This is a genomic window from Bradyrhizobium ingae (assembly GCF_055791185.1).
Map to the genome: position 1 here is coordinate 180103 of NZ_JBVUBB010000001.1, position 13104 is coordinate 193206.

Here is a 13104-nt window from a genome sequence, read left to right on the forward strand (position 1 = left end):
AGTTGGGGTCAACAAAGATGGAGGAGACAGTGCACAAACATATACTGATGGCCGCCGTCGCGTTTTCGGCGCTGATGGGAGGAGAAGCCTGCGCACAGCAGAAGTTCACTTTTGCGCTCGTTCCCAAGAATATGAACAATCCGTTCTTCGACCAGGCGCGCGACGGCTGCAAGAAGGCGGAAGCCGAGTCCAAGGGTGCCTTCCAATGCATGTATATCGGCCCCGGCGAGCATGGCGGTGGTGAGGAGCAGGTTCAGATCGTGCAGGACCTCGTTGCGAAGAAGGTAGATGGCATTGCCGTGTCACCGTCCAATGCGGCTGCGATGGCGGTTGCGCTGCAGGCGGCCAAGAGTGCCGGAATTCCTGTGCTGACCTGGGACTCGGACCTGCTACCCGAGAACAAGGACCTGCGCCTTGCCTATATCGGCACCCATAACTACGAGATCGGCGTCAACATCGCCAAGATCGTGCAGACCATCAAGCCGAAGGGCGGGACGATCTGCATCCAGTCCGGCGGCGCAGCAGCAGCCAACCACAACGAACGCATGAAGGGTATTCGCGACACGCTGGCCGGCAAGGAGTCTGCCCAATCGCCCGGAGAGCGGCTGACCGGGCAGAATGGCTGGAAGGAGATCGAGGGCTGCCCGCTCTACACCAATGATGATTTCCCGCTGTCGGTGCAGCAATTCCAGGACACCATGGCAAAGAATCCGAACCTGGACGCGTTCACGCCGACGGGCGGCTTCCCGCAATTCGTGCCGGATGCTAACCGCGCTGCGGTCGCACCCTTCAAGGCCAAGATCGCCAACAAGGACTTGGCCTTGGTGGTTGCCGACACGCTGCCGGTTCAGATCGACCAGATGAAGGAAGGGCTGTCGCTCGGCCAGGTCGGACAGCGTCCGTTCGAGATGGGTTACAAGACCATGTTTGCGCTGAAGGACGTCAAGGAAGGAAAGGCTCCGCCCAAGGATCCGACCTATACAGGCCTCGACGTCTGCACGACCAAGACCGTCGATACCTGCATCGCCAAGTAGTTCGTGCGCGGACGTCAGCGGGCTAGAGAACCAAGCCCGCTGACGTTCCACGACGATGCGGTCGCAAGCCGTTTGGGAATTTCAGTCGTGCCTGATCGTCTGACCATCTGGACTGCCTGGACCACGCAACCCGTTCAGCAAATGGTTGGCAGCAGTCGGCGAACCTCGTCCAGCAATTCGGGAATGGCGCCGTCGTCCTTCGATAAAAACTTGAGCAGGGCATTCTGAAACAGCCCGTCGAAGAGCGCATAGAGCACACCGGCAGAGACCGCAGGGCGCTTGCCGCCGAGTTCCGCATATCGCGAGGCGATCCGCCAGATCATGTTTTCGAGGCTCTTGTCGATTTCGACGACATCCTTGCGGAAGGCGTCCTCGAATAGCGCCTGCGCGCGTAAATCGTACCAGAGGCGGTGCATGCGCGCCTCTTTGCGGAGGGTCTCGGCGAGTTTGACGAGAAAGCCCTCCATGAGCTCCTCGCGAGTTTGAGCGCTGGCGGTGACCTGATCGTAGCGGGTCACGCACTTGGCCTTGTAGTGGCTGACGCAGCAACAGATCAGATCCGTCTTGTCACGGAAATAGTAGTGAAACACTCCGTGCGTAAACGCCGAGTTCTGTGCGATTTCACGCAAGGAGGTGCGTGCATAGCCGAGTTCGCCAAGCGTCTCGAGCGCGGCTTCGGCGAGTTCGAGCCGGCGCGCATTGAACTTCTCCTCCTTGAGCGCCTCGGTCGCGTCCAAAACACGTTTCCTCGCACTCGCCACCTGCTGCGCCATCGACGTCCGGTCCTCGTCCTGCTCTGCCGTTCGGAAGCGAACACTCGCTTCTTCCGTCCCAGCATGGTCAGTGTAGCTGCATCAAGAATTTTGACAATCGTCAAGCGACGTCTTGACAACTGTAAAAGAATGGCTGCACATTTGTAAAAAATAATTTTGACGGTCGTCAAGAAAAGCAAAAAAAGCGGAATGAGCGGAGGATAATCGAGCGGATGCAACCCGCCTCGTCGATCGAATGCTGCTGCCCCCGAGCTGACGCGCAAGAGAGCGCCGCACCGAGAAAGCCCGCGATCGCCGCCCTGAATCAAAACAAGCAACGGAGGAGACGTCATGAGTGGCAAGACACTTGCGGGCCGAAAGGCCCTGGTGACCGGAGGCGCGCGGGGTATCGGCGCGGCGATTGCACAGGCGCTGGCAGATGCCGGCGCGGCAATCATGATCGCCGATATCCTCGAGGACGTCGGCAAGGACACAGCGGGGACGATCGCGAAATCAGGCACGAAGACTGGATTTGTGAAGCTCGACGTCACCGACGACCAGCAGTGGGAGAGGGCGGTTGCAACCACCGTTTCCACGCTTGGCGGCTATGACATCCTCATCAACAATGCCGGGATCGAGATCACGTCGCTTGTGATCGATGTGCGAGCCGAGGATCTGCGTCGCATGTGCGACGTGAACGTCGTTGGGGTCGGGCTCGGCATGAAACACGCGTTCCGCGCGATGCGTCCCGGCGGCGCGGCCGGGGCAGGCGGCGCGATCGTCAACATCGCCTCCGTCGCCGCAACAATCGCGTTTCCGGCCATCGCGGGGTACTCGGGAACAAAGTCTGCGGTCGATCGCATGACGCGCGTCGCGGCCATGGAAGCCGGCAAGCTCGGCTACGGCGTGAGGGTCAATTGCCTCTATCCAGGCCTGGTGCCGACCGACATGGGCATGCAGCTCGCCGGCGACATCGTGAAGGTGGGGCTCGCGCCGGACCCCAATGCCGCCGTTGCGTCGGTCGTCGAGCAGACGCCGCTCGGTCGGCTCGGCGAGGTCAGCGACATCGCCGATGCGGCCGTGTTCCTCTGCTCCAACGAGGCCCGCTTCATCACGGGAGCCGGGCTGCCGGTCGACGGCGGCATGGGCATGTAGCGCCGCTCATTTCGTCCTGACCCACGTTGCCGGGGAAGTTTCAGTCGCTTCTCGGAACGGAGACGTATGGCCAGGTCATGGCCGGCTGAACTGCGAACCAAATCAAGACGCAAAATCATCTGGAGGATTCAACATGAGCGAGAAGCGCCCCGTCGTCGTCTATGGTGTGTCCGGCTATACCGGGCGGCTGGTTTGTGAATATCTGCGGGAATACAACATTCCCTTCATCGCCGCCGGCCGCGATGCCACGAAGGTCAAGGCCGTGGTCGAGAAGATCCCCGGCATCGAGACCGCCGACTACGAAGTCGTCGGAGTCGAGCACAACGTCGAAGCGCTGACCAAGCTGTTCAGGGGCGCGAAGATGGTGAGCAACATGGTCGGCCCGTTCATCAAATACGGCAACGAAGTCGTCGAGGCCTGTCTCAATGCCGGCTGCCACTACAGCGATACGACGGGCGAACAGGACTGGGTGCTGAAGTGTCAGGAGACCTGGGGCGAAAAATTCGCGGCAAGAAACCTGCTGCTCGCACCGAACATCGCACAGATGTATACGACCGGCGAAATCGCCGCCAACATCTGTCTCGAACATCCCGGTCTCGACACGCTTGATATCCTGGTGTTCTGGAAGGGCCTTCCGACCTACGCCTCGACCCAGACGATCTTCACGATCCTGAAGGCGAACTGGTACTATCTCGAACAAAACAAGTTCGTCGAATGGGATGTCACCGCTCGGGCCGACGTCGTGGTCCCGGGCCAGCACGAAACCGCCATTGCCGTGCCGTGGGGCGGTACCGCGCATCCCGTCTGGTTCAAGAACGATCCGCGCGTCTCGAACTGTCGCGTGCTCGGCGGCGTGCTCGCGCGCCCCGTCATGGAGGGGGTGGTTCAGACCACCCAAATGGTCAAAGAGAAAATCAAGCCGCTGCCACCTGATCAGCAGGAGAAGGCTCTCGCCGACATCGCCGCGACCATTCAGGCGGCCATGCCGCCCCGGGAGAATCCGCGCATCAACACCTCGATCGACTCGGTCTACGCCTCCGGGCCGCTCGGTCGTGCGCATTGTGTGATCCACGGCAACTGCAATTACAAGCAGACCGGAATGCTGCAGGCTTATGCGGCGTTTTCATTGCTGCAGACCCCGCCGAAGAAGGTCGGCTTCGCGTCGGGTTGCCAGGCGTTTGGTCATCGTGAATTGCTCGGCCAGTTGCGCAGCTTCGGGCTGGTGATGAACCCGATCCTGACCATCCACAATTGACGGCTCGGCCGGCGCGGCATGGTCCGCGCCCGGCCTCTCTTCGCGCGGAGGCGGCCATGCGGCTGATCGACTATCTCGACAAGGGCGCCTCGCTGGGAGCGGACGCGCCATGCCTGACCATGGACGGCCGTGACTTGAGCTACGCAGACGTGCAGCGGTTGAGCTACCGGATCGCTCGCAGCCTCGTGCGGACCGGTGTCGCTGCCGGCGACAAGGTCGCGATCCTGTCGGGCAACGACCCGATCGCGTTTGCGTGCGTGTTCGGCCTTTCACGCGCTGGCGCGGTCTGGTGTCCCGTCAATCCGCGCAACGAGGCGGCGGAGAACAAGCTCATCCTCGACGACTTCGATTGCAGCCTTCTGCTGTTTCATTCCAGTTTCGCCGAGATGGTAGCGAAGATTTGTCCCACTCTCCCGAAGCTGCGGGCAATGGTATGCCTCGACGCCGCATTGCCGTTCGCCGAATCGTTCGATGCCTGGCTGGCTGATGACGCCGGATATTTCCAGTGCGAAGTGGTCGACGACCTCGTCATGTTGCCGGGCACCGGCGGCACCACCGGTAAACCGAAGGGGGTGATGCTGTCGGGACGTAACATCGAGACGATGACCGCGCTCACGTTGATGAGCTATCCGTTTAAGGGGCGCCCGACCTACCTCGCGCTGGCGCCGCTGACGCACGCAGCCGGCGTGCTGTGCTTCCCCGTGATGGCGCTCGGCGGACGGATCATCATCATGCATCACCCCGATATCGGCGAATTCCTCTCGCTGATCGGGAAGCATCACGTCACTCACACGTTTTTGCCACCGACCGTGATCTACATGCTGCTCGATCATCCGCAGCTTGGCGCCGCCGACCTCGGCTCGCTGCAGTGCTTCTGGTACGGCGCGGCGCCGATCTCGGCCTCACGGTTGGCGGAAGCGCTGCAGCGCATCGGACCGATGGCGCAACTGTTCGGGCAGACCGAGGCACCGATGATGATCTCGACCATGGCGCCGCACGAGCATTTCAATGCCGACGGTTCGATCGCCATCGAGCGGCTGTCCTCTGCGGGCCGTGTGAGCCCGCTCGTCCAGGTCGGCATCATGGATGGCGACGGCAATCTCCTGCCGAGCGGGCAGCGCGGCGAGATCGTGGTGCGGGGTTCGCTGGTGATGGACGGGTACTATAGCAATCCCGAGGCCACCGCGGAGGCCTCGGTCCATGGCTGGCATCACACCGGCGATGTCGGCTATCTCGATGCCGACAACTTCCTCTATATCGTCGATCGTGCCAAGGACATGATCATCACCGGCGGCTTCAACGTTTATTCCGTCGAGGTCGAAAACGCATTGCGGGCGATCGAGACTATCCAGGACTGCGCCGTCGTCGGTCTGCCCGATCCCAAATGGGGCGAGCGCGTGGTCGCCGTGGTTCAGCCGAGACCGGGCCAAAGTGTCGATGCAGCCGCCGTTACCGCCTTCGTCAAGGCCCGCATCGGCAGCGTCAAGACACCGAAACAGATCGAGGTCTGGAGCGACCTTCCACGCTCCAAGGTCGGCAAGGTTTTGAAGGCCGATGTCCGCGCCAGGCTGCTGCAAGGCTCGGGCTGAGCTGCATCCCACGAATTTCGCGCTGTGCAATCTTTGCCCTTCCATTTGACTGTTTCTCCGGGATATACCGTCGCCGGAGAGCACGACACATGTTTCGAAGGAAGAAAAGTTCGCGCGCGCGCAATGCGCAGTCGGTGCAGCAACGAGCCGATCGGGGCGATAGTTCCGGCAAGGACATCCAGACAGGCATTGCTCAATTGCGAAGCGTGCCGCGAGCGAAGCTCGCTGACGCGGTCTTTATGCTGTCGATGGCCGCAAAACAGCAAAGTGGTCTGATACGACAATCGATCAATGAACACGCGAAGTCCGACTTCGATTTTGATCCTCCGCCGAATGGAGATCTGGCTGGCTACCTTGCAGAGGACACGGTTTCGACCTTGCGCCATCACGTGGCGGACGTGCCGGGGCTCCTGGATATCCTTTCTGGGCGATCGCCCGCCGTTCACTTCACCGTCCATCAGAGAGACGCCGTTTCAATGCTTGCCGCATTGATCCGGGAGCAGCGCCTGGAAGGCATTTTGGAAGGTCTCCGTCTTGCTGGCCTTCTGAATGAGTCCTCTAAAGATCGTCACGCAGGGTTCAGCTCGTAGAGTCGGACGGATCTGACGGAACCTCTGTCTCGACTGGTGCTTACTCGAAGCCTGTTGCGAGAGTGTCCTTCGGGAACTGCCGTCGAGGCAGGTGCTCGAGGTGCCGATCGAAAATTCCTTGCCTTTAGCCTAAGCTGATTGCGAAACAACGACGGGATCAACGTGGGTCGTTCCAGTAAAGCGCGTGTTGCCAGCCGCGCAAAGAAGCAAAAAAAGTCTACGCCGCGGACTGCGATCTCTTCTTCGTCCCCGCTCGGCATGTTGGGGCTCCATCTGTTGGCGCAATGGAGGAAGTCCGGGCGCAATGGCCTTGTCTTTTTGGCCGAGAACGAGAATAGAGCCGAGCGCCTAGGTGCCATTGTACATGCACTCGATCCTTCATGCGGCGTGCTTGTGTTTCCGCGGCTGAATACGCTGCCGTTCGACCAGTTGGAGCCATCGCACGAAATCGCCGGTAGACGCAGCTCGGTCTTGAGACGCCTTGCGAAGCCCGAGAAGCCGATCTTGCTGGTGTCCACGGCAGAGGCCGTGATGGAGCGCCTGCCGATGCCGGCAAGTTGGACTCGCCTGGTTGAGCGTTTAAGGGTAGGCGCCACCTTCTCCGAACAGCACCTCAAGTCGCGGTTCGAGGCACTGGGCTATGACCTCGATGACGAGGCGGATTACCCCGGCGGCGCGCTGTTTCACGGGAAGACATTCGAGATCTTTCCCGCCGGGGCACTTGGTCCGTTCCGCGTGGAGCATTCCGGCCATGCGATACGCCGGATTTCGGCGTTCAATCCCGTCGAGCAAGAGGTTCTGTTCGAAGCGAAGGAGCTCATCATCGATCCCATGTCGGAGCGCCTTGCGTACGGGAATAAGCGCACCAGGCGCTCCAATCTGTTCGACTATTGCGGACGAGCCAAGTGGATCGCGGATGCCATGGTTCCGGCGCACGCTGATGGCTGGCTGAGCACGATCGAGGAGGCGGCCGTTCGCACGGACCGGGAGCGCGATTACCTTGGGCGGCGCGACTGGAAGGCGGCGACCAGGCGTATGCACGTGTTGCCCCAAAAGGCACCGTTCACTCCCACGCCAGATTTCTCGAAGGTTGCTTCGCCAAGGAAAGCGCTGCGAACGTTCGTCGACGAGACGCGGCGCGCTGGTTCGCGGCTCATGTTTGTTGCAGCGCTGGATGAGGATCTGCGCACTCTGGAGCGGATGAGCGGGGTCAAAGCCGAGCGCTTTTCTGACTGGATCGAGGCTGCGGCCGGATGCAATCGCGCCGCCGCACTATTGGCCGATTTCGATAGCGGATTTGTCGAGCCCGGACGAAAACCTCTTGTCGTCGTGACGGCGTCTGACGTGCTCGGCAGCAGAGCCCATCATCCTCAACCCATGACGAGAGCCTGGAATGCTGCCTTCGACCACGCTGATGTCCCGGAGGTCGGCTCAGTCGTGGTTCATCTGCAGCGAGGATTGGCGTTGCTCGAGGGCTTGCGGACGGTAACAACTGGGGGGGTGTCGTCGCGTGAGATGATCAGGCTCGCATTTGCAGGAGACGATGCCGCTCTCGTTCCGCCAGCCGATCTGACCCAGATCTGGCCCTATGCGTCGGAACTCGGGGAGTTGACCCTGGACAAGGCCGATGGAAGCACATGGTGGGCGCGGCGTACCGAGGCGGAGCAGGAGCTTCAGCTTGCCGGCAAGCAGCTTGCCAAACAGATCAGCCTGCGACGCCGCCGGCGAGCCGCGAAACTCGTGCCGCCGGGCTCGCTCTACGAGAGGTTCGTCGCGCGTTTTCCCTATTTCACGACGGTGGACCAGTCGAGAGCTATTCGGGACGTTCTGGATGATCTTGCCTCAGGTCACCCCATGGACCGGGTGATTTGCGGTGACGTCGGATTCGGCAAGACCGAGGTAGCTTTGCGAGCGGCGGCTGCGGTCGTGCTGTCCGGAAAGCAGGTGGCGGTGGCTGTGCCGACGACCGTCCTGGCAAGACAGCATGTTGCGACCTTCCGCAAGCGTTTCGCGCCGTTCGATATCGAGGTCGGAAACCTGTCTCGGGGCGCGTCGACGTCCGAGGCAAAGGCAGCGAAGGAAGATCTCAAGCGCGGAAGACTGAAAATCGTGGTCGGAACGCAGGCTCTCACCTCGAAGGACGTGAAGTTCGCCAACCTTGGCTTGGTTATTATCGACGAAGAACAGCATTTTGGCGCAGCGGAGAAGGCGAAGCTATCAGCGCTGACCAAGGGCATCCATACCCTTTGGATGAGTGCCACGCCGATACCGCGGACGCTCGCGGCAGGTTTGGCAGGCTTCAGGGATCTCAGCGTTATTGCATCTCCGCCCGTTCAGCGGCTTCCAGTCGTGACGAAGATCGCTCCGCTTTCCGACGCAGCAATTGTCGCGGCGCTGTTGCGCGAACAGCGGCGCCATGGGCAAAGCTTCTTGATCTGTCCCCGTATCCAGGATCTCGATCCGATGCTGGCGCGGGTACATTCGATGGCTCCTGATCTCCGCATAGTCTGCCTTCATGGCAAGCTGTCCGCGGACCAGATGGACGACCGAATGATGAGCTTCGTCGAGGGCGGAGCAGACGTGTTGCTGGCGACCAACATTGTCGAAAGCGGTCTCGATATCCCGCGGGCCAACACGATCGTGGTCTGCTGGCCCGAAAGATTCGGCCTCGCGCAACTGCATCAGCTCAGAGGAAGAGTTGGGCGCAGCGGGATACGTGCGTTTGCGCATTTGCTGACCGATTCAAACGCGGAGCGATCCGAGAAGCGGTTGGCCGTTCTCGAGGAGTTCAGTAGACCTGGAGCGGGCTTTGCAATCAGCGCTCGCGATCTCGACCTGAGAGGAGCGGGCGATCTGCTCTCGGAGCGGCAGTCGGGTCATTTGCAGGTGTTCGGACCGGTGCTCTACAGCCATCTTCTCAAATTGGCCTCGGAGAAAGTCGATGACAGGGCTGCCGATCTGTGGGTGCCTGACCTGAATCTTCCGGTCGTCGACATGTTGCCGCCAGGCTACATCCAATCGGAGGCGGTTCGTCTGGAGATCTATGCTCGCGCCGCAAGGTGCCGAAGTGAGGACGAGCTGGATGATCTGGAGGAGGAAACCCTGCGTCGCTTCGGCAAACTGCCGCCGGCGGCCCGCGATTTCTTTGCCACTGCAAGGCTCAGGATCGACTGCAGACGACGGGGTATCATAAGACTCGACGTCGGACCCGAGGCGGTAGCCGCGACGTTCCTGCCGGGACGATTACGGAAGTCCAGGGCGCGATCGCTGCAACGCGACGGCGACCGGGTTGTCTACACAAGCAAGGATGGTGAGGGGGCATTGAGAAAGGTCGAAGAGTTTCTCGACGCTCTGGATGAATGATCGCGGCGTCGGGCAAGCTGCCGCAACGCGCGTACGGCTTCTTGCCATGATCGATTCCCGAACTGGCCTAAAAATGCCCCATGATGGATTGGCGCGAGAGCTCGAGCCTTCAGGTTGGCATGAGATAGAGCGCTTTCATTCCCCCAGTCACAGAGATTCCGGCAGATAGAGATGCGGTTCCAGAAAGCGCTGCCCAGGCAGGCTTTCGCCAGGGTCCCGCGTGGCATTGACCATGAGGGACACGAGGTCCCTGCCGAACTCTTCAAGCGGAGTGCAGACAGCCAACAAGGCGTAGCGATCAGACAGCGCGGCCCGGGATTCGGGCGTCAGCTCGTTCACGATGAGCTTTACTTCTCCCGGCCTGCGCGCTTCGCGTAAGGCCGAGATTGCACCCTCCATACCGCCGCCGGCAACGTACAACCCTTTCAGGTCGGAATGGCGCTCGAGCAGGTCGAGCGTCGCTTCATGCGTGAGCTGGGGCGTTTCCAGATTGACGAGAGTGTCGAGCACCGTGCATCTTTGATGGTATTCCCGGAAATAGCTGCGGAAGCCGGTTTCTCGCAGCTCATGCCCGTGCCAGCGATGACCGCCGACGAAGACCGCGACTTTTCCCGGCTCGTGCATCGCGGTCGCAAGCATGAAGGCCGCGACGCGCCCCACCTTGAGATTGTTGAGCCCGACATAGGCCGCGCGTTCACCCTGGGCGTAGTCGGACAGCAACGAAACGGTCGGCACGCCCGCCGCCTTGAGATCGATTACGGCCGCGGTAGTGTCCTGATGATTAGCGGCGACGGCCGCCAGCGCATCGACGCGGGAGCCGATCGCGCGCATCATCTGCGCCATGTCCTTGGTGGTCTGCGTCGGGCAGAACTCGATGATCGCCTGCGCCGAAATGCCCGGAGCGGTTTTGGCCGCATGCTCCAGATGCCGCGCCACCGACTGATAGAAGCTCTGTTCCGGTTTGGTGAGCATGAAGCCCAACCGGAAATTCGGTAGATCCGGGTTCAGGCGCTGCTCGATCAGCCGCGTGGCGTGATAGCCGACCCGCACGGCGGCCGCGAAGACGCGGTTCACGGTGTCGGAGCGCACGTTCTGGCGCCCGTTGAGAACACGGTCGACGGTCGAAGGGCTGACCCCTGCTTCCCTCGCCACGTCGATGATCGTCGGCCTATCAGCCATTGCACCGCGCCAAGCTGATGTAATTTACATCATTTAGCTCAACGATAGCTGATGCTTTTGCGGCACGTCAAGCTCGATCGCGTGAACGCGAATTGAGGTCAACAGGCAAGAGGGGTGGTGCATCTATTAGAAATGTAAGGAAAATATGTCCGGCTGGGTGATCCGGACAGGGATGGGGAGATCGCCTCATGCGTACGTCATAAGACATCACGTAATGACGTGAAATACACCACTCTCCTTGACGTTCGCTGCCTCAGCATCGTTACATCCCGGCCGTCGACAGCCGAACGAACAAGCTGACATCAACAGGCCGGAGGAACAGGCGGACATGCTGCCCATAGCGATCAATCACATGACAGTGCCGGGGCTGCGCTACGAGGGCCTCTTTGCTCTTGCCAAGCAGCTCGGCTGCATTGGCGTCGAACTGCGCAATGATCTGGCTCAGCCGCTATTCAATGGCGATGCCCCCGGCGTCGTGGCCGCCAAGGCCAAGGACCGGGGGTTGCGGATCGTCGGCCTGTCGCAGGTCTATCCGTTCAACGATTGGTCGGATACCCGTCGCGCCGCCGTCGATGCGTTGATCCGGACGGCGTCGGCTTGCGGGGCGGAGACCATCAGTCTCATTCCGCGCAACGACGGTTGGGGCCTCGGCGCCGGCGAGCGGATCGGCAATCTGCGCCTGGCTTTGCGCGAGATCGCGCCCATGCTGGAGGCGGCGGGCATGATCGCCCTTGTCGAGCCGCTCGGCTTCGAAACCTCCTCGCTCCGCAGCAAGGCGGAGACGATCGAAGTGATCGAGAGTCTCGGTGTGGCGCGTCATTACAAGCTCGTTCACGACACCTTCCATCATCACCTTGCCGGCGGCGGTCCCCTTTTCCCGGAATACACGGGCATCGTCCACGTTTCCGGCGTCGTCGATCTCGACCTCGCGGTAGCCGATATGCGCGACGCCCATCGGGTCCTCGTCGACGAAGCTGACCGACTTGGCAACATCGCCCAGATCGAAGCTCTGCTGGCGGCCGGTTATGCCGGGCCGATTTCGTACGAAGCCTTCTCTCCGGCGGTGCACGCGCTGGCCGATCCGGAGAGCGCGCTGCATCGATCGATTGGCTTCATGAACGAGAGGGTCTCGCTCACGCCAGCGTAACGGCAGCCGCCGGAACGCGGCGGAAATCAACACCGGCATAATCAGCGTGGACGCCGGCTGCGCGAAAAAACGGGAGGAAAGTAATGAGGAAGCTTGTGCTTGCGGCCGCCATTTCGGTGCTCATGTCTGGATCGGCCCTGGCCGAGAACGTCGGCGTTTCGATGGCATTGTTCGACGACAATTTCCTGACGGTGCTCCGCAAGGCGATCCAGGACAGCGCCGCGAAGCAGAACGTGAATCTGCAAATCGAAGACGCGCAGAACGACGTCGGCAAGCAGCTGAACCAGATCCAGAACTTCGCCGCAGCCAAGGTCGACGCCATTATCGTCAACCCGGTCGACACCGACGCCACGGCGGCGATGAGCAAGGCTGCGGCGGACGCCGGCATCCCGCTCGTCTTCGTCAACCGCATGCCGGTCAATCTCGAGAAGCTTCCGTCCAACCAGGCGTTCGTCGGCTCGAACGAGGCCGAATCGGGCACGTTCGAAACCAAGGAAATCTGTCGCACGCTCAAGGAGAAGGGCAAGAAGGAAGCCCGGATCGTCGTCATGATGGGCGAACTCTCGAACCAGGCGGCGCGCCAGCGGACCAAGGACATCGAGGACGTGATCGCGACTCCGGACTGCAGCTTCATGAAGATCGTGGAAAAGCAGGCCGCCAACTGGTCGCGTACCCAGGCGGCCGACCTCATGACCAATTGGCTGTCGGCCGGGCTCAAGTTCGATGCCTTCATCTCGAACAACGATGAGATGGCGATCGGCGGCATCGGGTCGATCAAGGCGGCGGGCCTCTCGACGAAGGATGTCCTCGTCGGCGGCATCGACGGCACCAAGGACGGACTCGCGGCCATGCAGGCCGGTGACCTCGCGGCGACCGTGTTCCAGAACGCAGCCGGTCAGGGCCAGGGCGCCGTTGAGACCGCGCTCAAGCTCGCCAAGGGCAGCAAGGTCGACAGCGCCGTGTGGGTGCCGTTCGAACTCGTGACGCCGGCGAATCTGAAGAACTATCTCACCAAAAACTGAGCCGGAAAGGCCTTCCCG

Annotated in this window: 10 protein-coding genes; 8 read left to right on the forward strand and 2 right to left on the reverse strand. The window is 61.2% G+C overall.

From position 1 onward, the window contains the following. Positions 1–29 precede the first annotated feature (29 nt). Positions 30–1034 (forward strand): substrate-binding domain-containing protein, encoded by a 1005-nt coding sequence (locus tag ACV1FX_RS00910; RefSeq protein WP_473115650.1) that lies wholly within the window; start codon positions 30–32, stop codon positions 1032–1034. A 134-nt stretch (positions 1035–1168) separates the two neighbouring features. Here ACV1FX_RS00910 and ACV1FX_RS00915 read toward each other — a convergent pair whose 3' ends face one another. Continuing rightward, positions 1169–1771: a TetR/AcrR family transcriptional regulator gene (locus ACV1FX_RS00915; RefSeq protein WP_473115651.1), complete on the reverse strand. Its 603-nt coding sequence runs from the start codon at positions 1769–1771 to the stop codon at positions 1169–1171. Between the two features lie 366 nt (positions 1772–2137). On the opposite strand from ACV1FX_RS00915, the gene ACV1FX_RS00920 reads away from it, so the two are divergent. The 5 genes from ACV1FX_RS00920 (at position 2138) to ACV1FX_RS00940 (ending at position 9738) form a co-directional block, all read left to right on the forward strand. Next, positions 2138–2941 carry an SDR family NAD(P)-dependent oxidoreductase gene (locus ACV1FX_RS00920; protein WP_473115652.1) on the forward strand — a complete coding sequence of 268 codons (804 nt, stop codon included), beginning with the start codon at positions 2138–2140 and terminating at the stop codon, positions 2939–2941. Positions 2942–3074: 133 nt separating this feature from the next. Continuing rightward, entirely contained in the window at positions 3075–4196 is a 1122-nt protein-coding gene (locus tag ACV1FX_RS00925) for a DUF5938 domain-containing protein (RefSeq protein ID WP_473115653.1), read from the forward strand. 56 nt (positions 4197–4252) lie between these two features. Then, positions 4253–5785: an AMP-binding protein gene (locus tag ACV1FX_RS00930; protein ID WP_473115654.1), complete on the forward strand. Its 1533-nt coding sequence runs from the start codon at positions 4253–4255 to the stop codon at positions 5783–5785. 89 nt (positions 5786–5874) lie between these two features. Continuing rightward, positions 5875–6375 carry a hypothetical protein gene (locus tag ACV1FX_RS00935; protein ID WP_473115655.1) on the forward strand — a complete coding sequence of 167 codons (501 nt, stop codon included), beginning with the start codon at positions 5875–5877 and terminating at the stop codon, positions 6373–6375. Positions 6376–6633: 258 nt separating this feature from the next. Continuing rightward, complete coding sequence (locus ACV1FX_RS00940; RefSeq protein ID WP_473115964.1) at positions 6634–9738, forward strand: DEAD/DEAH box helicase; 3105 nt, start codon at positions 6634–6636, stop codon at positions 9736–9738. 147 nt (positions 9739–9885) lie between these two features. On the opposite strand, the gene ACV1FX_RS00945 is transcribed toward ACV1FX_RS00940, so the two are convergent. Continuing rightward, positions 9886–10917 carry a LacI family DNA-binding transcriptional regulator gene (locus ACV1FX_RS00945; protein ID WP_473115656.1) on the reverse strand — a complete coding sequence of 344 codons (1032 nt, stop codon included), beginning with the start codon at positions 10915–10917 and terminating at the stop codon, positions 9886–9888. 328 nt (positions 10918–11245) lie between these two features. Between ACV1FX_RS00945 and ACV1FX_RS00950 the strand changes: the two genes are divergently transcribed. Together ACV1FX_RS00950 and ACV1FX_RS00955 are read left to right on the forward strand one after the other, a co-directional pair. Continuing rightward, positions 11246–12064: a TIM barrel protein gene (locus ACV1FX_RS00950; RefSeq protein WP_473115657.1), complete on the forward strand. Its 819-nt coding sequence runs from the start codon at positions 11246–11248 to the stop codon at positions 12062–12064. A gap of 83 nt (positions 12065–12147) precedes the next feature. Next, complete coding sequence (locus ACV1FX_RS00955; RefSeq protein WP_473115658.1) at positions 12148–13086, forward strand: sugar ABC transporter substrate-binding protein; 939 nt, start codon at positions 12148–12150, stop codon at positions 13084–13086. Positions 13087–13104 lie beyond the last annotated feature (18 nt).

What these genes read in the sequence shown, in the direction of transcription:
- ACV1FX_RS00920 (WP_473115652.1), top strand. Translation starts at nt 2,138, where the DNA reads ATGAGTGGCAAGACACTTGCGGGCCGAAAGGCCCTGGTGACCGGAGGC.
- ACV1FX_RS00925 (WP_473115653.1), top strand. Translation starts at nt 3,075, where the DNA reads ATGAGCGAGAAGCGCCCCGTCGTCGTCTATGGTGTGTCCGGCTATACC.
- ACV1FX_RS00930 (WP_473115654.1), top strand. Translation starts at nt 4,253, where the DNA reads ATGCGGCTGATCGACTATCTCGACAAGGGCGCCTCGCTGGGAGCGGAC.
- ACV1FX_RS00935 (WP_473115655.1), top strand. Translation starts at nt 5,875, where the DNA reads ATGTTTCGAAGGAAGAAAAGTTCGCGCGCGCGCAATGCGCAGTCGGTG.
- ACV1FX_RS00940 (WP_473115964.1), top strand. Translation starts at nt 6,634, where the DNA reads ATGTTGGGGCTCCATCTGTTGGCGCAATGGAGGAAGTCCGGGCGCAAT.
- ACV1FX_RS00945 (WP_473115656.1), bottom strand. Translation starts at nt 10,917, where the DNA reads ATGGCTGATAGGCCGACGATCATCGACGTGGCGAGGGAAGCAGGGGTC.
- ACV1FX_RS00950 (WP_473115657.1), top strand. Translation starts at nt 11,246, where the DNA reads ATGCTGCCCATAGCGATCAATCACATGACAGTGCCGGGGCTGCGCTAC.
- ACV1FX_RS00955 (WP_473115658.1), top strand. Translation starts at nt 12,148, where the DNA reads ATGAGGAAGCTTGTGCTTGCGGCCGCCATTTCGGTGCTCATGTCTGGA.